The sequence below is a fragment of the Chryseobacterium sp. RR2-3-20 genome (assembly GCF_017808115.1).
GTDB lineage: Bacteria > Bacteroidota > Bacteroidia > Flavobacteriales > Weeksellaceae > Chryseobacterium > Chryseobacterium oryzae.
In genome coordinates this window covers 1-18,294 of record NZ_JADQBD010000034.1, presented here as the reverse complement: position 1 = coordinate 18,294, position 18,294 = coordinate 1, and the positions used below count along the sequence as shown (strand labels likewise).

The following is an 18,294-nucleotide window of genomic DNA, read 5'->3' as shown; positions in this document are numbered from 1 at the left end:
ATTTAGACTTTAAAATACTTATTTCAAACCGAAGAATATTTAGTAAATCTAAAAGAACTATTTGTATTCTCAATAATGTTTTTTCTCTGTTCACCAAATATTTTAATGTTAAACTGTTGGTGATTAGTTTTAAAAGGTCTGTTGAAAGTTCCAAAAATGCTTTGAAAGATCCCAAAAATAGGTTTGTTGATTATTAAATATTGTTAAAATATTAAAAAAACTGCGATAAATGCATGTTTAGAGGTGTTTTTTTGAGGCTAAAGTTAGGCTGAAATCATCTGAAACCATATATTTGCAACCTAAATTTTTATAAACATGAAAGAACTTATCGAAAAAATCAACGCAGAATTTGAAGCGTTCACTACAGAAGCAAACCAACAAGCTGAAAAAGGGAACAAGGCAGCAGGAACAAGAGCTCGTAAAGCAGCTTTGGAACTTAGCAAACTGTTCAAAGAATTCAGAAAAGTTTCTGTTGAAGAATCTAAAAAATAATAATGAAACCGGCTCTAAGCCGGTTTTTTTATAAAGGATAGGTTTGTAACTGTTAAATTATTCTAATTTGAACGGCAAACTTCCTAAAATATCTCACATTTCCTTAAATTCATTTAAAGTTTATTAAATATTTCAACTGTTGTAGAAATATAAGATATTTGAGATTATATTTGTTTCATAAAAAACGCTGCAATCCGTTTGGTAATCAATCTTTGCTGTGATGTGTTGCATTTTAAAATTTATCTATGAAACAAATCTCTTTTCTATTTATTCTCTTTTCCGCTGTTCTTTACTCCCAGAAAATTCAGGTGCTGGATGAAGATAACAGTAAAGCAATTGCCAATGCCCGTATCGTTTCAGAAAATCAGATTGTGTACACCAATGAAGATGGCTTTGCACCCGTTTCCGCTCAGAATAAAAGTTTTGAGATTTCTGCACCGGGCTATCAGACACAGAAATTGAGTGCATTCCGAAATGTAGTTAAGCTTCAGGCTAAAGTTACCGATATTGATGAAGTTAAAATTGTGAATGTTAATCTGATGCCGTTATTTGAAGATTTATCCAAAAACTATCATAAAAGATATTATGATGAGCCCTCTTTATACGATGTTACGCTGAAGTCTAAATCTTTTAATAACAACCAACTGACTATGCTGGTTATTGCTGAAGCCAAAATGTGGACGAAGAGCAATTCTTATAATTACAAAGACGGTATTAGAAAGAATTATGATAATATTCTTCAGATGCAGCTGAATAATGTAAAGTATTTTAAAAAGAAAAAAGAAGGGGTTTTCAATTCTAAAAGTAATGATTTCAACCATGCAGACATGGGAGATTACTTTTTCAATTTTGAAATTCAGAGGCTAATTGCCAATATGAAAATGAAGAAAAGCAAAACCATTGGCAGACTTTTGGGAGAGAAGGGCGATCTTCAGCAAATTGGCATCAATATAAAATCTGAGAACGGCATTATCATAGAAGGGGAAATGGAATACAATAAAAAAGACAAGGTAATCACCTTTTACGAGGTAAATTATCAGCAGTCGAGTTATCCTCCATACAAAAAGAAAAATACGGAAGGCGTAGAATACGATTTTCAGCTTGGAGATGTTTGGGTTACTTTCGATTTTTATAAAAAAGATAAAACCTATGTTTCTGCATTAAAAAAGACAGAAGCAGATAACTTTAAAATTACCCATGACGGCATTACTGATGTAAGAAAATCGAGTACAGAAATGATTTATAATACTTTCAGCAAATCCGATAAAAAAGGTCTTGAGCCTAAAGTAGATTTCAGTAAAGATTTCTGGGACAATGTACCAGTGAAGGAAGATAAGGAAACCACCATTCTTTTATCTCAAAAAGAACAGGATTTTGTAAATGGTAATTAGGTCTATAAAAATAATTATAATATTATGAAAATCGTTTTATTAACCGCTTGTGTTCTGGTTTTTTCTCAGGCAAAAGCACAGACTTACCGTTTTATTTATGATGTGGAGTACAAAAAAGATTCTGCCGAAAGCAGTATAACCAAAGAAAATTACCATCTCGACATCCGCGATCAGCAGGTAAGATATTATCCTCGGGATTTTTACATTGGAGATTCTCTGGTGGCAAATAATCTGCCGATAGCGAAAGATATGAAATTCAATACCTCATCAATCCTTACCCATCAGAAAGCAAGTGATGGGTATGAAGAATATGATATTCTTGAAAATGTTGCTCTTAAACGGTCTTCTAAAAATACCCAAAACTGGAAGCTTAGCGAAGAAAAAAAGACTGTAAAAAATCTTACGTTACAGAAAGCGACCACTACATGGGGCGGAAGAAACTGGGTGGCATGGTTTGCTCCGCAAATTCCTTTTAATGAAGGTCCCTATAAATTTCATGGTCTTCCCGGGCTGATTGTAGAGCTGTATGATGACAACAATAATTACCGTTTCGAGCTGGTGAAGAATCAGAAGTTAAAACAATCTTATCTTAATCAGTTTATGGATTATTTTATGCAGTCGGCAGTTCCGGTGAATGAGCAGAAATACAGAGAAGCCAAACTGAAATATTATGATTCTCCCGTAAATTATCTCCGAAATGCAGTAGGACAAACCAAATCGAATGAAGAATTTTATCTGAATGACGGAACTCTTGTAAAGCAGGATAATTACCGTGAGGTAAACGAAAGGCTTAGAAGCTCTATCCGAAAATACAATAATCCTATAGAACTGGATAAGGTCATTCAATATCCTAAATAACCTCAGCTTAGTATTCAAAAAAAACGATTCAGCAGCTCGGTATTGAGCTGCTTTTTTATGTTGATGAACTGTTAATTAATGCATTATAGAATCATGGTAAGCTGAATTCTTTTTCTCGCCTCATCTACTTCTGTTACTTTTACCTGAACGTGTTGGTGGAGTTTCACCACTTCATTTACATCCGAAACAAAACCCTCTTTCAGTTGAGAAATATGTACCAGACCACTTTCTTTAATTCCTAAGTCTACAAAGCATCCAAAGGCGGTAATGTTATTTACAATACCGGGAAGAATCATTCCCGGTTTAAGATCGGATATTTTTTTAACGTTGGGGTCAAATTCAAAAACCTTGGTGGCTTTTCTGGGATCCAATCCTGGTTTTTCGAGCTCTTTCAGAATGTCTTTAATCCCGATGATTCCAATAGTATCTGTAATATACTTTTCAGGCTGAATGGCAGCAATTTTTTCTTTATTCGAAATAAGCTCTTCTGTTTTTAATCCTAAATCTTTAGCCATTTTTTCTACAATTCCATACGCTTCCGGATGAACTGCCGAATTATCCAGAGGATTTTTCGCATGGCTGATTCTTACAAACGCGGCAGCCTGCTGATAAACCTTTTCTCCCAGTCGTGGAACTTTTTTCAGTTGCTTACGGTCTTCAAAGGCACCATTTTCAGAACGGTAGTTAACGATGTTTTCTGCCATTTTCTCCCCAATTCCGGATACATAGCTCAACAGAGATTTGCTGGCGGTATTCAGATTAATTCCTACAGCATTTACACATTTCATAACTGTAGAATCCAGTTCGCTTTTCAGCAGGGTCTGGTCTACATCATGCTGATACTGTCCTACACCAATAGATTTGGCATCTATCTTCACAAGCTCTGCCAAAGGATCAGATAGTCTTCTTCCGATAGAAACTGCACCACGTACAGTAACATCGAAGGAAGGAAATTCATCTCTTGCAATTTTACTGGCAGAATATACCGATGCACCCGCTTCCGATACAACAAAAACCTGAATAGGCTTATCGAAACCAATTTTTTTAATGAAAAACTCTGTTTCCCGGCTTGCGGTACCGTTTCCGATAGATATTGCCTGGATGTTGTATGCATTTACCATCGAACGGATTTTCTTCATTGCCATTCCCGACTCGTTTTGTGGAGCATGTGGGTAAATGGTTTCATTGTGGAGTAAATCTCCCTTTTCGTCGAGACAGACTACTTTACACCCACTTTTGAATCCGGGATCAATAGCCAGAATTCTTTTTTCGCCCAAAGGCGGTGCAAGAAGCAGCTGTCGTAGATTATCCGAGAAAATCTCAATGGCTTTTTTATCTGCTTTATCTTTTGCTTCCTGCAGTATTTCGTTGGAGATTGCAGGTTCCAAAAGTCTTTTATAAGCATCTTTTATGGCGAGGGCAATCTGTTCGGCACATTCATTATCAGATTTTAGAATGGCATTTTCAATAAATTCCAGAGTTTCATCTTTATCTATTCCAATATTTGTTTTTACAAAACCTTCTGTTTCTGCTCTAAGCATAGCGAGAAGACGGTGAGAAGGTATTCTGTTAACATTTTCTTCCCAGTCGAAATACTGCGAAAATTTCTGTGCAGCCTCCTCGTCTTTTTTTGCTTTTACCACTTTTGAAGTGATGACCGCTTTTCTCTGAAAAAGTCTCCTCAGATTTTTGCGGACATACATATTTTCATTAATCCATTCGGCTATAATATCTCTTGCTCCCTGTAAAGCTTGTTCTTCCGAATCAACAGCACCGTTGAGGTATTTTGATGCTAAAGACTCCAAATCGTGGGCTTTTTGGCTCATAATGATTTTTGCCAATGGCTCGAGACCTTTTTCTTTGGCAGCATCTGCCTTCGTTTTTTTTCTTTTTTTGAAAGGCAGATAAAGATCTTCAATCTCCTGCAGGTCGAAACTGCTTTCTATTCTTTGCTGCAAGTCTTCTGTGAGGGCATTTTGTTCCTCAATAGATTTCAGTATGCTTTCTTTTCTTTTAACAATTTCTTCAAACTGTCTGTTAAGCTTTGCAATTTGTTCAATCTGAACTTCATCCAGATTTCCTGTAACATCTTTTCGGTATCTAGAAATAAAAGGAACCGTGCAGTCTTCGGAGAGAAGCTTAAGTGTATTGGCAATGCTTTTAGACGATATATTGAGCTGTTTCTGTATAAATTCTATAGAAGTCATTTCTGAATTTTGGAAAGCGAAAATAGTCTTTTGTAACGATAAAGCCAATCTTTGTGCAGGTAATTTAAAAAAAGAAACTGAAAATTGAAGAGCTTGTTGGTATTTGAAATTTATTTTTTAACCCGTAGTATGTTTTAAATTTTGTTTTTGGAAATAAGTGAAACAGATTTTTTTGCCTTATTTCAATATTCTTATAAAATTCTTCGTCTGTCGTTGCGTTTTCATGTAATAAAGAAAAACTGAGGTTTTTTAATTAATTCTTTATAGATAATAAAATGCATTCAACGAATTTAAAAAATCATAAAAAAGATACACTATTCAAGACTCTTTTTTTAATTGTTTTAATCATATATTATTATGAATGAATAATATTTAAAGTATTTAAAGTATTGAAAATTTGATCGTTAATTGTATTGAACTGCTGTTTTTTTTATTATTTTTAATTCTCTTAAAAAACACAAATCATGAAGAACAAAAAAGCTTTTAAAATTGCAGATTTGCTTATTGCATTAATCGAATCTCACAGAGAAATGCTGGATATTCTCAGAAAAGGTTTTCCTCATCTTCCTACTACCGACAAGAGTTTTTACAAAGATGCAGCCGATACCAAGCGCGAGCTGCATGTAAGCGACAGTACCCTTTACCGATGGCGGAAAGAAGGTCTTATTGACTATACCATCATGAAAGGGAAAATTTATTACGATACCACATCAATTCTTAAATACAGAAAATAATTTTTTGTGTTTTTATCTAATACAAAAGCACTTGGTTTATCAAACTAAGGCAAAGTTTTGTGTTACTTTTGGAAGTTCTACGCCTTGGTTTGTATTAATCTTTTATCAATCCTATAATTTCATTTTTGTTTAGCTTACATTTTATAAATCTTTATCCTGAACTCAATTTAATTAACACAAAATTTCTTGTTTTCAAAATAATCTCTGTTTAGGACATAATTCTTTGTCTGTTGTTCGGGTGTGCTTTGGGTAACCTTCGGAAAAAACATTTTTTTACCGAAAAAAACCCGAAGAAATCGGGAAGTATTCCCGAAGCAATTGTATGAAAACCTGTCAATTCCATTCAAATTAAGTCAAATCCTGTCATAGCCATTCAGGGGTGTACAACCTTTTGTTTTGTGTAATAACTTCGCTGTACTAACCCATAAAAAACAAATATCATGGCAAGTATTAAGAAAGGAATTCTTGGAGGATTCTCAGGTAAAGTAGGAACTGTAGTTGGAGCTAGCTGGAGAGGCATCGATATTATTCGAAGCCTACCCAAAGAATCTCAGAAAGAGCCATCGGAGAAACAGCTGCTTCAACAGGATAAGTTCAGAATTGCAGTTACCTTTCTGCAACCGCTGAAGTCTATTCAATCGCTGTATTTTGGATCGGGAAGTGGAGTGAAATCCAGAGTGAATCTTGCAACATCTTATACCATTAGCGAAGCCATACAGGTTGTGGCGGGTGTACCGGAGCTTGTGTACAGTAAAGTTTTAATTACCAAAGGAGAGCTTTCCGGTTTCCAAAATGCAGCGGTCGCTATGCAGGCTGGAGGTGTTGTGGAGATAAGTTGGGAAGATAACAGTACGCAGGGTAATGCGTCGGCTGGAGATCAGGTAAGTGTGGTTTGCTACTGTAAAGATCTAAAAGATTTTCAGATTTTTGAAAGTATAGCTGTCCGCAGTGATCTTTCCGTCACGGTAACGTTGCCCAATTTTTGTGTTGGTAAGCCGATAGAAGTTTACATCTATCTCAATACTGAAAAGCAGACTTTTGCCAGCAACAGTTTTTATCTTGGAGAGCACACCGCTATTTAGATTGAAAAGTCCACTTGTAATGAGTGGATTTTTTTTGTTTTTTACAAAGCATAAAAAAAGGCGAGTTGCCCTGTCTTGAATACTTGTGTATTTATTATAATTGATTTTATAATAAAAATAGGAATCTTTAAAAAATAAAAATACCCCGCAGATAGGCGAGGTGCTAAATGTTTTCACAACGGAATAATCCTTATTGTGAATTGCTTTCGATTACAAATCTAAAAATAATATTTTTAATCTGTTTATGGTTTTCCGTAATATTTGATAAAAATTTTTTTTTAAATTTAAGAGTTTCTAATAAACTTAATAATTATGACAAAAAATATACTCGGATTGGACTTAGGGACTAACTCAATTGGTTGGGCATTAGTTCAACAAGACTTTACCAATAAACAAGGCGAAATTCTTGGAATGGGAAGTCGCATTATTCCGATGTCTCAAGATATTTTGGGAGAATTTGGTAAAGGAAATTCAGTTTCTCAAACCGCAACAAGAACTGGTTACAGAGGAGTAAGACGATTGCGAGAAAGGTTTTTATTAAGAAGAGAACGACTCCACCGGGTTTTAAATGTTCTACATTTCTTGCCACAACATTTTGCCTCACAAATAGATTTTGAAAAACGTTTTGGGAAATTTAAAGATGAGTCAGAACCCAAGTTGGTTTATGATGGAGGCGAATTTATTTTCAAAAAGTCTTTCGAAGAAATGTTAGCAGACTTCAAGAAATATCAACCTGAGATTTTAATCGATAAAAATGACGAACCAGCTCTTGTTCCATACGATTGGACTATCTATTATCTCAGAAATAAAGCACTTTCTCAAAAAATTGAAAAAGAGGAACTGGCTTGGATTCTTTTGAATTTTAATCAAAAGCGTGGTTATTATCAATTGCGTGGAGAAGAAGAGGAAGAAAATCCAAATAAATTGGTCGAATTCTATTCTTTAAAAATTGTTGATGTTTTGGCAGATGAGCCACAAAAAGGTAAATCTGATATTTGGTTTTCGATAATTTTAGAAAATGGATGGATTTACAGAAGAGCCAGTAAGACTCCGTTGTTTGATTGGAAGGATAAAATCAGAGATTTTATTGTTACTACAGATTTGAATGATGACGGTTCTATCAAAACAGATAAAGAAGGAAATGAGAAAAGAAGTTTCCGGGCACCGAGTGAAAATGATTGGACTTTGGTGAAAAAGAAAACAGAAAAAGAAAACGAAAAATCTCATAAAACTGTTGGAACTTATATTTACGAAACGCTTCTTGCTAATCCCAAACAAAAAATAAAAGGTAAACTTGTCCGTACCATTGAGCGTAAATTTTATAAAGAGGAACTGAAACAGATTTTAGAAAAGCAGAAAGAATTTCATTCCGAATTGCAAAATGCTGACTTATACAATGATTGTGTCAGAGAGTTGTATCGTAATAATGAAGCACATCAATTGACATTAAGTAAGAAAGATATCATACATCTTTTTATGGAGGATATAATCTTTTACCAAAGACCATTAAAAAGCCAGAAATCTTCTATATCCAACTGTACATTAGAATTCAGAAAGTATAAAGATGAAAATGGAGTAGAGCGAACGCAGTATTTAAAAGCCATACCAAAATCTAATCCCTATTATCAGGAGTTTCGTCTTTGGCAATGGATGTATAATTTGAATATTTACTATAAAGTCGATGACAGTAATGTTACGAAAGAATTTTTAAGCACTACAACAGATTTTGAAAAACTTTTTGATTTCTTAAATAACAGAAAAGAAGTTGACCAAAAAGCGTTGCTTAAACATTTTGGACTGAATGAAAAAACGCATCGTTGGAATTTTGTAGAAGATAAAAAATATCCCTGCAACGAAACAAAATCAATGATTACGTCTCGTTTGGAGAAAGCTGAAAACATTGCTTCGGATTTCTTGACAAGAGCAATAGAGCAAAAGATTTGGCACATCATCTATTCGGTAAATGATAAAATTGAATATGAAAAAGCGCTCAAATCGTTTGCCTTTAAAAACAATCTCGATGAGCATACTTTTGTTGAAGCTTTTAGGAAATTTCCGCCTTTTAAAAGTGAATATGGCTCTTTTTCTGAGAAAGCGATTAAGAAATTGTTACCCTTATTGCGCTTAGGCAAGTATTGGAATTATGCTGGTATTGATAAATATTCAAAAGACAGGATACAGAAAATTATCACTGGAGAATATGATGAGAATATTAAAGAAAAAGTTAGAGAAAAAACTATTCATCTAACGACTGAAAACGATTTTCAGGGTTTACAATTATGGTTGGCGCAATATATAGTCTATGGCAGACATTCTGAAGCTTCTTTAATTGGAAAATGGAATTCGGCTGATGATTTAGAAGAGTTTTTAAAAGATTTTAAACAACATTCCCTTCGAAATCCTATCGTAGAGCAAGTTATCACAGAGACTTTACGTGTGGTAAAAGATATTTGGCTAAAATACGGCAATGGAGAGAAAAATTTCTTCCAAGAAATTCATATCGAGTTAGGAAGAGAAATGAAACTTCCCGCCGATGACAGAAAAAAGCTAACCAGCCAAATTTCTGAAAATGAAAATACAAATATGCGTATCAAAGCTTTACTAGCTGAAATGGTCAACGATAACTCTGTAGAAAATGTTCGTCCCTATTCTCCGATGCAGCAAGAAATTCTGAAAATCTATGAGGATGGAATCTTGAAATCAGATATCGAAATTGATGATGATATTCTAAAAATCAGTAAAACCGCACAACCATCTTCATCAGACTTAAAACGATATAAACTTTGGTTAGAGCAAAAGTACAAATCGCCTTATACAGGTCAGGTTATTCCACTCAATAAATTGTTCACGGCTGAGTATGAAATTGAACATATTATTCCGCAAAGCCGATATTTTGATGATAGTTTTAGTAACAAAGTAATTTGTGAGTCAGCAGTTAATAAACTGAAGGATAATTATATTGGATTAGGATTTATTAAGCAATTCGGCGGAACAATCATTGAGCTTGGATTCGGAAAAAGTGTAAAAGTTTTTAATGTGGATGAATATGAGGATTTCGTTAAAAAGCATTATGCCAATAATCGTGGGAAAAGAAATAAACTTCTACTGGAAGAAATCCCTGAAAAGATGATTGAACGGCAATTGAATGATACCCGTCATATCAGTAAATATATTTCAGGAATTCTTTCAAATATCGTTCGTGTAGAAGATGGAAGTGACGAAGGCGTAAATTCTAAAAATATCGTTCCTGGAAATGGTAAAATAACAACACAATTAAAACAAGATTGGGGTCTGAATGATGTGTGGAATGATTTGATTTTGCCACGTTTTGAGCGGATGAACCAATTAACCAACTCAACAGATTTTACTGCTTGGAATGAAAATTATCAAAAGTTTTTACCAACAGTCCCTATTGAATTTTCCAAAGGGTTTTCTAAAAAGAGAATAGACCATCGTCACCACGCAATGGATGCTTTGGTGATTGCTTGTGCAACGAAAGACCACGTTAATTTGCTCAATAACCAGTCTGCAAAATCGGATGTTAAACGTTACGATTTGAAAAAGAAACTAATGCAGTTTGAAAAGGTAATCTATACAGATATTAAGACTGGAGAAAAAGTGGAAAGAGAAGTTCCAAAGCAATTTTTAAAACCTTGGAATAATTTTACTTTAGATGCTAAAAGCAAGCTGGAAAACATAATTGTAAGCTTCAAGCAGAATCTTCGTGTTATTAATAAGGCAACCAACTATTATGAAAAATGGGTAGAAAAAGACGGTGTAAAAGCTAAGGAAAGAATAGAGCAGAAAGGAATCAACTGGGCTATAAGAAAACCTATGCATAAAGAAACTGTTTCCGGAAAAGTAGATTTACCAAGAATAAAAGTTCCAAAAGGTAAAATACTGACAGCTACACGAAAAAGTCTGGATACTTCTTTTGACTTAAAAACGATTAATTCCATCACAGATACAGGTATTCAGAAAATTCTTAAAAATTATTTGGAATTTAAACGTAGTTCGGAACTGGCATTTTCTCCCGAAGGAATAGAGGATTTGAATAATAATATCGCAAAATATAATGATGGAAAACCACATCAGCCGATTAATAAAGTTAGAATTTTCGAATTGGGAAGTAAATTTCAAGTCGGACAAGCTGGAAATAAGAAAGACAAATATGTAGAAGCAGCAAAGGGCACTAACTTATTTTTTGCAGTTTATGAAGATAAGAATGGCAAAAGAAGTTATGAAACTATTCCTTTGAATGAAGTAATTGAAAGACAAAAGCAAGGTCTTTCTGTGGTTGAATTTAAAGGCGTAACAGATTTTTTCCTCTGTCCAAATGATTTGGTATATGTTCCTGATGGTGATGAATTAGAAAATATAAAGGCAATAAATTTTAATGAAATTTCGAACAATAAGACTAAAAATATCTATAAAGTAGTAAGTTTTACAGGAAATAGACTTTCTGTAATTCCTTGTCAAGTCGCCACAACAATTGTCAATAAAGTAGAGTTTACGCAATTAAATAAAATAGAATTTACAAAAGAAAAAGAAATTTTGATTAAACTAAACATTGACCGTTTAGGCAATATTTCAAAAGCATAACCCAATGATCACCCGCTCCATCTACATCGGCAATCCCGCATATCTCAAGCTCAAAGACGAGCAGATGAAAATCCTTTGTCCGGAAACCAAAACCGAAAAGGGGAGCGTGCCTGTGGAAGATTTGGGACTTTTGATGTTAGACCATTTTCAGATTACCATTTCACATAACCTTATTCAGAAAATGATGGGAAACAATGTGGTGGTGATTAGTTGCGATGCACACCATTTGCCGCACGGGATAATGTTGCCACTGTACGGACATACCGAACATTCAGATCGGGTAAAAGACCAACTGGAAGCCAGCGAACCTCTTAAAAAACAACTTTGGAAACAAACTATTGAATGTAAAATCGAAAACCAAAAAAACGTCTTGATGAAGCTTGGCAATTATTACGAGCCAATGCTTGAGTATCAAAGAAACGTAAAATCCGGCGACATCACCAATATGGAAGGTATTGCCGCCCAGCATTATTGGAGGTACTTGATTAGTATGGATTTTCTCAGGCAGCGTTTTGGAGATTCACCCAACCAGTTTTTTAATTTTGGATATGCGGTTCTCAGGAGCATTGTCGCCAGAGCCATTGTAGAAACCGGTTTGTTGCCAGTTCTGGGGATTTTCCATAAAAATAAGTACAATCCCTATTGTCTGGCAGATGATCTGATGGAGCCTTACCGCCCATTTGTCGATTGGTTAGTGATGGAGTGGCTAAAGCTCAACCCCGATACAGAAGAACTGACTAAAGAATTTAAAGCCCACATTCTGCAGATTGCCACCAGAGATGTGCAGATTGACGGCAAAACAAGACCACTTCTGGTAGCTGTAAAAACCACAGCATCTTCTTTGTATAAATGCTATACAGGAGAGAAAAGATTGATATCTTATCCCAAATTGGCTGAATGATATGGATTACATCTTACTTTTTATATTGTAGATCTTACCAATGGAAATATGAATGCCGAAAGGTTTAACGCCTACCGAGTTATGTGGGTTTTAGTATTATACGACTTACCGACTGAGACCAAAGCCAATATGAAAGACGCCAACCGTTTTCGTAAAGGCCTGATTGATGATGGCTTTACGCTGTTTCAGTTTTCGATGTATGTCCGTCATTGCCCGAGCCGTGAAAATGCAGAAGTGCATATCAAAAGAGTGAAGTTTATGCTCCCCAAAGCTGGAAAAGTAGCGATTATGTGTATTACCGATAAGCAATTTGGCGACATAGAGATATTCTTTGCCAGGAATAGAGAAGAGCCGCCACCAACCTTTCAACAACTAGAATTATTCTAAATTCTCAATCCTAAAAGTAAAAATAATCTACTGAAAACCAGTAGATTATTTTTTGAGGTTGTTGTGTATCTCAAAGATACTGAAAAATGAAAGCAATTCACAACTGTTGTCTCCATTATTGGATGAGTTCTTTAGTTGTTAATACTGAAAAATGAAATCCGGTTGAGGAAAAGGGGTAGTAGATTCAGTAAAATGGGAAAGGAGAGGTTTGTCTGTGCTAAAGCAATTCATAATACATCAGATAAACCATATCTCAAAGTAAAGGAATAAGTTCTTGAATAGAAAATTGGGTGTATAAAAATGTAAAAAAGCTTTTAGTTATTTTAATATTCATGATTATTCATATAAGTCAAAAAAGACCATTTAATATAATACAAAATGGTCTTTTCTGTTTATTTATAGAGATACTGAATTTTTTTTACTGATTAAGCTTTCAATTTTTACCAGAACATCATCTATATCAAAAGGTTTAGGGATAAATTCATCTGCTTCACAGGAATTAGTTACCTGTTCTGCTTTGGCGTGAGCACTGATAATCATTACAGGGATATCGGCTGTTAAAGGATCTTGTTTAATCTGATTACAAAGATCTGTTCCCAAACCGTCCGGAAGTTTTACATCCAGAATAAAAATATCCGGAACCACAGATTTATCTCTGCTGTTGAACAATGCTGCGGTAGAGAAAGATCTTACATCATAATTCTCAAATGACAGGAGTAGCTGTAATGCATCACGGATGCCTGTCTCATCTTCTACGATAAATATTGTTTTCATGGTTACGGCATCACAAAAAGAGAGCCAATCTTCTTCAGTTATTAAAATTTGTAAAGTTAAAAGCGAAGAATAATGATTTTCATGCGTATTCCCAGTATATTTTATTTCTCTTATGAGGAATTATGTTTTTATCTACTGCGAATAGTTTTTATTTTAAAAATTATTCATGAAAATTTCATAATAGATTAACAGTTTTTATTAAAATATTGTTTTGATTAAAATTTTATTAAAATAATTTCATAATATACTTTGCTATGAAATTATAAGTTGTATCTTGCAGACGTTTATATTTGGAATCAATATTATGTTCATTATTATGTTGCTTTTCTTTTATATTCCAATTTTTTATTAATTTTTTAATTTTTTTTAAATGAACATTTTTGTTTCAAACATCAACTACGCAACTAAAGAATATGAGTTGCACGATTTATTTGCAGAATTTGGCGATGTATCATCTGCTAAAATTGTAACAGACAGAGAAACTGGTCGCTCAAGAGGTTTCGGATTTATCGAAATGGGTGACGAAGAAGGGCAGCAGGCTGTAGAAGCGCTTAACCAAAAAGAATTTAACGGAAAAGTTCTTAACGTTTCTGAAGCTAAACCAAGAGAAGAAAAACCAAGAAGAAGTTTCGATAATAATAGAAGCGGAGGTGGTTATGGTAACAACCGTGGTGGAAACGGTGGTGGTTACGGAAACAACCGTGGCGGAAATGGCGGTGGAAACCGTTGGTAAAATAATGAAGCGGCTTTCGAGCCGCTTTTTTTATGCTTTGTTTTGTTCTTTTTTCTTCTTTTTCTTTTCTTTTCCCTTTTTACTTTTCTTAATTTTCAGAACTTCTTCGGCATATTCCAGCTCCGGTTCTTTCTTTTTAGTGGTATTCAATTCAATTTTCAGATTGTAAGAATTTTGTAAATCTTCCTCCGTAAGAAAGTCTTCGCTCAGTAAAAAATCTACAATTTCTTTTCCTGATCCATTAAAAAAATGAGCAGCAAGTTCAGAAAGAATAAATTTCTTGTATTCTTCTAAAGGCAATGCCGTTTTATATTTAAAGATTCTGCCTTCTTTCTCTGTAGAAAGATAACCTTTCTCCACTAAAATTTTAAGATACGTAGAAACTGTATTCTGATGAGGTTTAGGTTCAGGATGCTGCTCCATAATATCTTTCAGATAAAACGTGTCTAGTTTCCAAAAAAGCTTCATTAAATTTTCTTCTGCAGAAGTGAGATGATTAATTTTCATAAAATATTCTTAGTGTTGAAATTGAATACTGCAATAAAGATAAATAAAAGATACCAAACTTGCGATACCGGCTCCCATAAATACTTCTTTTACGGTGTGTCTTTTCAAAATCACTCTTGTAATTCCTACCAAACAGGCAATCATTAGCCATAATAACCCCGCAATCCAGTCATAATGAAAGAAAAGTGCAGCTACGAAAACATTAAAAGCGGTGTGCATAGAACTTTTAATATACAAATTACTGTACTGTAAAGCAAAAAGAAGAATTAGAATAAAAAGCATTACAAAATCCAGAAAACCATGAACGAGATAATGATAGACCTGATACAACATAATACATACCGCAATAAATATATACAGACTTTTTCTCTGAATACGGTTAGAAACATCCATATTGGTATATTTTCCGGTTTTTACATTCCAGTAAATCCATCCTATAATAGGAGCTATGGTGATTAATAATATAGGAAGAAAATGCAGTACCGCTTCTTTTAAGGTATATATTTTAATGCTGGAATAAAGAAAATAAATAAATAGCGAAACCAATGGATTGAAAAAATCTGAGATAATTCTCGAAATAATAATAAGGGATGAAGTCTTTTTTTCTTCCATAAACTAATTCTGAAGTGTAAATATAATACTATAAACAAAAAAACAATTGTTCTGTGTATAATAAAAACAAAGTTTTTTTATATTTTTGCTCAACTATTTCATCATAAATAAGCAAGAGCTATCACATGAAAGAATTTTCAAAAGAAGTATACCTGAAGTGGTATGAAGATATGACAATGTGGAGAAGGTTTGAAGATAAATGCCGTTCTCTTTATTTAAAGCAAAAAATCAGAGGTTTTTTACACTTGTACAATGGTCAGGAAGCGATTCCTGCAGGTTTTACTCACGCAATGGATTTATCCAAAGATAGCATGATTACGGCTTACAGATGTCACATCCATCCAATGGCGATGGGAGTAGATCCTAAAAGAATTATGGCAGAACTTTGCGGTAAAGCAACGGGTACTTCCGGAGGTATGGGAGGATCTATGCATATTTTCAGTAAAGAACACCGTTTCTACGGAGGTCATGGTATTGTAGGGGGACAGATTCCTTTGGGTGCAGGTATTGCTTTTGCAGATAAATATTTCGACAGAAAAGCGGTAAACATCTGTTTCTTTGGAGATGGTGCTGCAAGACAGGGTTCTTTACATGAAACTTTCAACATGGCAATGAACTGGAAGTTACCGGTAGTTTTCGTTGTGGAAAACAACCAGTATGCAATGGGGACTTCTGTAAAAAGAACTGCTAACCATGAAGATATCTACAAATTAGGTCTAGGATACGAAATGCCTTGTCTCGCTGTAGATGCTATGGATCCTGAAAAAGTGGCAGAAGCTGCTTATGAAGCGATTGAAAGAGCAAGAAGAGGAGACGGTCCTACTTTTATTGAAGCGAGAACTTACAGATTCAGAGGGCATTCTATGTCGGATGCTGAACCTTACAGATCTAAAGAGGAAGTAGCTATCCATAAAAAAGATGATCCTATTGAGCTTGTAAAAGAAAGAATTTTAGAGCACAAATGGGCTACAGAAGAAGAATTGGAAGCGATAGACAATAAATCCAGAGATTTTGTTGAAGAATGTATCGAGTTTATGGAAAACTCACCATATCCTGATCCTGATAAGATTTATGATTATGTGTATGCTCAGGAAGATTATCCTTTCTTAGATAAATTAGAAAACTAAAAGATAATAAATCAATTTGAAAGTTTGAAAGTTTGAAAATGATTTATTATCGTATCTTTTTTAATTTTCAAATTAACAAATTACCAAATTTTCAAATTAAAATAAATTATGGCAGAAGTTATTACAATGCCACGTCTTTCGGATACTATGACGGAAGGTAAAGTGGCGAAATGGCATAAAAAAGTAGGAGATAAAGTAAAAGAAGGTGATATTTTAGCAGAAATAGAAACCGATAAAGCTGTTCAGGATTTTGAATCTGAAATAGAAGGAACACTATTATACGTAGGAGTAGAAGAAGGAAATGCAGCTGCAGTAGATTCTGTTTTGGCAATTATTGGGAGCGAAGGTGAGGATATTTCTGGTTTAACAGGTTCTGCTCCTTCTGCAACTGCTTCTGAAGAAAAAAAATCTGAAGAAGAATCTAAAACAGAAAACAGCTCTACAAGCGTTGAACAAACTACTGCGGAAATTCCTGCAGGAGTAGAAGTTATTACAATGCCTAGACTTTCGGATACCATGACGGAAGGTAAAGTGGCTAAATGGCATAAAAATGTTGGTGATACTGTAAAAGAAGGAGATCTTCTTGCTGAAATAGAAACCGATAAAGCTGTTCAGGATTTCGAATCTGAATTTAATGGAGTATTATTAAAGCAAGGTGTTGAAGAAGGCGGTGCTGCTCCGGTAGATTCGGTTTTGGCTATGATTGGTCCTGAAGGAACAGATGTTTCAAATGTAGGAACTTCAATGTCGGCTGCAAAATCAGAAAAACCTGCCGAGCAAAAATCTGAAACTCAAAAAGAAAATAAAAAAGAAGATGTTGCTGTAAATCATTCTTCTTCAGAAAGAGTAGCTATTTCTCCTCTTGCTAAAAAAATGGCAGAAGAAAAAGGGGTAGATATTCATGCGGTGCAAGGTTCCGGAGAAAACGGAAGAATTGTGAAGAAAGATATCGAAAACTATCAACCTTCTGCATCTAAAGCATCAACTGCAACGCAACCATCAGCTCCTGCTGCTTCACAAGTAGCATTAAGCTTTGTACAGGGTGAAGATTCTGAAACTCCAAATTCACAGGTAAGAAATATTATCGCTAAAAGATTAAGTGAAAGCAAATTTACTGCTCCTCACTATTATCTGATGGTTGAAATTAATATGGATAAAGCCATTGAAGCTAGAAAAGAAATCAATTCTTTACCGGATACAAAAATTTCATTCAATGATATGATTATTAAAGCAACGGCTGTTGCTTTGAGAAAGCATCCACAAGTGAATTCTAGTTGGGCAGGGGACAAGATTATCCATAGAGGAAACATTAATATCGGTGTTGCTGTGGCAATTCCTGACGGATTGGTGGTTCCTGTTCTTAAAAATACAGATCAGATGACGTATACTCAAATTTCCGAGTCTGTTAAAGATATGGCAGGAAGAGCTAAGTCTAAAGGACTGAAAGCTAATGAAATGGAAGGTTCTACTTTCTCAATTTCAAATTTAGGAATGTTCGGAATTGAAACGTTTACTAGTATCATCAATCAGCCAAATGCTGCAATTCTTTCTGTAGGAGCTATTATTGAAAAGCCTGTTGTGAAAAACGGACAAATTGTGGTAGGAAATACAATGAAACTTTCTCTTGCTTGTGACCACAGAGTGGTGGATGGAGCTACGGGAGCACAGTTTTTACAAACATTGAGAACTTATCTTGAAAATCCTCTAACATTATTACTCTAAGAGAATATAGATTCTTTAAAATACTTAAACCTTCCAAATTTGGAAGGTTTTTTTGTATTCTTAAATAAGGTTTATTAGTCAAAAATAGTTGGTAAAATTCTTTGTACTACTGATTGTTACTGATGATATAGAAAGTTTATTGAACTTTGTTTCAATAAACTTTTT

Annotated in this window: 15 protein-coding genes; 11 read left to right on the top strand and 4 right to left on the bottom strand. The window is 34.4% G+C overall.

The window, feature by feature from the left end:
* Nucleotides 1-315: 315 nt before the first annotated feature.
* From IV513_RS09225 to IV513_RS09215, 3 genes are all read left to right on the top strand, one after another.
* Nucleotides 316-492: a histone H1 gene (locus IV513_RS09225; protein WP_076394683.1), complete on the top strand. Its 177-nt coding sequence runs from the start codon at nucleotides 316-318 to the stop codon at nucleotides 490-492.
* 245 nt (nucleotides 493-737) lie between these two features.
* A complete protein-coding gene (locus tag IV513_RS09220; protein WP_209390285.1) occupies nucleotides 738-1,883 on the top strand; it encodes a carboxypeptidase-like regulatory domain-containing protein in 1,146 nt (381 codons plus the stop codon).
* Between the two features lie 24 nt (nucleotides 1,884-1,907).
* Nucleotides 1,908-2,741, top strand: a complete 834-nt coding sequence (locus IV513_RS09215; protein ID WP_209390284.1) for a GLPGLI family protein — start codon at nucleotides 1,908-1,910, stop codon at nucleotides 2,739-2,741.
* A gap of 83 nt (nucleotides 2,742-2,824) precedes the next feature.
* Here the strand turns inward: IV513_RS09215 and IV513_RS09210 are convergent, their stop codons facing one another.
* Nucleotides 2,825-4,948, bottom strand: coding sequence for a Tex family protein (locus tag IV513_RS09210; RefSeq protein ID WP_209390283.1), 2,124 nt, complete (start codon nucleotides 4,946-4,948; stop codon nucleotides 2,825-2,827).
* A 464-nt stretch (nucleotides 4,949-5,412) separates the two neighbouring features.
* Between IV513_RS09210 and IV513_RS09205 the strand changes: the two genes are divergently transcribed.
* From IV513_RS09205 to cas2, 5 genes are all read left to right on the top strand, one after another.
* Nucleotides 5,413-5,682: a hypothetical protein gene (locus tag IV513_RS09205; RefSeq protein ID WP_209390282.1), complete on the top strand. Its 270-nt coding sequence runs from the start codon at nucleotides 5,413-5,415 to the stop codon at nucleotides 5,680-5,682.
* Nucleotides 5,683-6,122: 440 nt separating this feature from the next.
* Entirely contained in the window at nucleotides 6,123-6,764 is a 642-nt protein-coding gene (locus IV513_RS09200; protein WP_209390281.1) for a DUF6266 family protein, read from the top strand.
* A gap of 312 nt (nucleotides 6,765-7,076) precedes the next feature.
* On the top strand, nucleotides 7,077-11,366 hold the full coding sequence (gene cas9 / locus IV513_RS09195; RefSeq protein ID WP_209390280.1) for a type II CRISPR RNA-guided endonuclease Cas9: 4,290 nt from the start codon (nucleotides 7,077-7,079) through the stop codon (nucleotides 11,364-11,366).
* Between the two features lie 4 nt (nucleotides 11,367-11,370).
* Nucleotides 11,371-12,267, top strand: coding sequence for a type II CRISPR-associated endonuclease Cas1 (gene cas1, locus IV513_RS09190; RefSeq protein WP_209390279.1), 897 nt, complete (start codon nucleotides 11,371-11,373; stop codon nucleotides 12,265-12,267).
* A gap of 48 nt (nucleotides 12,268-12,315) precedes the next feature.
* Complete coding sequence (gene cas2, locus IV513_RS09185) at nucleotides 12,316-12,654, top strand: CRISPR-associated endonuclease Cas2 (protein ID WP_209390278.1); 339 nt, start codon at nucleotides 12,316-12,318, stop codon at nucleotides 12,652-12,654.
* A gap of 396 nt (nucleotides 12,655-13,050) precedes the next feature.
* Here the strand turns inward: cas2 and IV513_RS09180 are convergent, their stop codons facing one another.
* The gene (locus IV513_RS09180) at nucleotides 13,051-13,428 is read right to left on the bottom strand and encodes a response regulator (RefSeq protein ID WP_209390277.1); all 378 of its coding nucleotides are present in this window, start codon (nucleotides 13,426-13,428) and stop codon (nucleotides 13,051-13,053) included.
* A gap of 370 nt (nucleotides 13,429-13,798) precedes the next feature.
* On the opposite strand from IV513_RS09180, the gene IV513_RS09175 reads away from it, so the two are divergent.
* Nucleotides 13,799-14,161 carry an RNA-binding protein gene (locus tag IV513_RS09175; RefSeq protein WP_209390276.1) on the top strand — a complete coding sequence of 121 codons (363 nt, stop codon included), beginning with the start codon at nucleotides 13,799-13,801 and terminating at the stop codon, nucleotides 14,159-14,161.
* 30 nt (nucleotides 14,162-14,191) lie between these two features.
* On the opposite strand, the gene IV513_RS09170 is transcribed toward IV513_RS09175, so the two are convergent.
* A complete protein-coding gene (locus tag IV513_RS09170) occupies nucleotides 14,192-14,668 on the bottom strand; it encodes a BlaI/MecI/CopY family transcriptional regulator (RefSeq protein ID WP_209390275.1) in 477 nt (158 codons plus the stop codon).
* 9 nt (nucleotides 14,669-14,677) lie between these two features.
* The gene (locus tag IV513_RS09165; RefSeq protein WP_209390274.1) at nucleotides 14,678-15,280 is read right to left on the bottom strand and encodes a phosphatase PAP2 family protein; all 603 of its coding nucleotides are present in this window, start codon (nucleotides 15,278-15,280) and stop codon (nucleotides 14,678-14,680) included.
* 125 nt (nucleotides 15,281-15,405) lie between these two features.
* Between IV513_RS09165 and pdhA the strand changes: the two genes are divergently transcribed.
* Nucleotides 15,406-16,407 carry a pyruvate dehydrogenase (acetyl-transferring) E1 component subunit alpha gene (pdhA, locus tag IV513_RS09160; RefSeq protein WP_209390273.1) on the top strand — a complete coding sequence of 334 codons (1,002 nt, stop codon included), beginning with the start codon at nucleotides 15,406-15,408 and terminating at the stop codon, nucleotides 16,405-16,407.
* Nucleotides 16,408-16,515: 108 nt separating this feature from the next.
* A complete protein-coding gene (locus tag IV513_RS09155; RefSeq protein ID WP_209390272.1) occupies nucleotides 16,516-18,129 on the top strand; it encodes a pyruvate dehydrogenase complex dihydrolipoamide acetyltransferase in 1,614 nt (537 codons plus the stop codon).
* The last annotated feature ends 165 nt before the right edge of the window (nucleotides 18,130-18,294 follow it).

What these genes read in the sequence shown, in the direction of transcription:
- IV513_RS09225 (WP_076394683.1), top strand. Translation starts at nt 316, where the DNA reads ATGAAAGAACTTATCGAAAAAATCAACGCAGAATTTGAAGCGTTCACT.
- IV513_RS09220 (WP_209390285.1), top strand. Translation starts at nt 738, where the DNA reads ATGAAACAAATCTCTTTTCTATTTATTCTCTTTTCCGCTGTTCTTTAC.
- IV513_RS09215 (WP_209390284.1), top strand. Translation starts at nt 1,908, where the DNA reads ATGAAAATCGTTTTATTAACCGCTTGTGTTCTGGTTTTTTCTCAGGCA.
- IV513_RS09210 (WP_209390283.1), bottom strand. Translation starts at nt 4,948, where the DNA reads ATGACTTCTATAGAATTTATACAGAAACAGCTCAATATATCGTCTAAA.
- IV513_RS09205 (WP_209390282.1), top strand. Translation starts at nt 5,413, where the DNA reads ATGAAGAACAAAAAAGCTTTTAAAATTGCAGATTTGCTTATTGCATTA.
- IV513_RS09200 (WP_209390281.1), top strand. Translation starts at nt 6,123, where the DNA reads ATGGCAAGTATTAAGAAAGGAATTCTTGGAGGATTCTCAGGTAAAGTA.
- cas9 (WP_209390280.1), top strand. Translation starts at nt 7,077, where the DNA reads ATGACAAAAAATATACTCGGATTGGACTTAGGGACTAACTCAATTGGT.
- cas1 (WP_209390279.1), top strand. Translation starts at nt 11,371, where the DNA reads ATGATCACCCGCTCCATCTACATCGGCAATCCCGCATATCTCAAGCTC.
- cas2 (WP_209390278.1), top strand. Translation starts at nt 12,316, where the DNA reads ATGAATGCCGAAAGGTTTAACGCCTACCGAGTTATGTGGGTTTTAGTA.
- IV513_RS09180 (WP_209390277.1), bottom strand. Translation starts at nt 13,428, where the DNA reads ATGAAAACAATATTTATCGTAGAAGATGAGACAGGCATCCGTGATGCA.
- IV513_RS09175 (WP_209390276.1), top strand. Translation starts at nt 13,799, where the DNA reads ATGAACATTTTTGTTTCAAACATCAACTACGCAACTAAAGAATATGAG.
- IV513_RS09170 (WP_209390275.1), bottom strand. Translation starts at nt 14,668, where the DNA reads ATGAAAATTAATCATCTCACTTCTGCAGAAGAAAATTTAATGAAGCTT.
- IV513_RS09165 (WP_209390274.1), bottom strand. Translation starts at nt 15,280, where the DNA reads ATGGAAGAAAAAAAGACTTCATCCCTTATTATTATTTCGAGAATTATC.
- pdhA (WP_209390273.1), top strand. Translation starts at nt 15,406, where the DNA reads ATGAAAGAATTTTCAAAAGAAGTATACCTGAAGTGGTATGAAGATATG.
- IV513_RS09155 (WP_209390272.1), top strand. Translation starts at nt 16,516, where the DNA reads ATGGCAGAAGTTATTACAATGCCACGTCTTTCGGATACTATGACGGAA.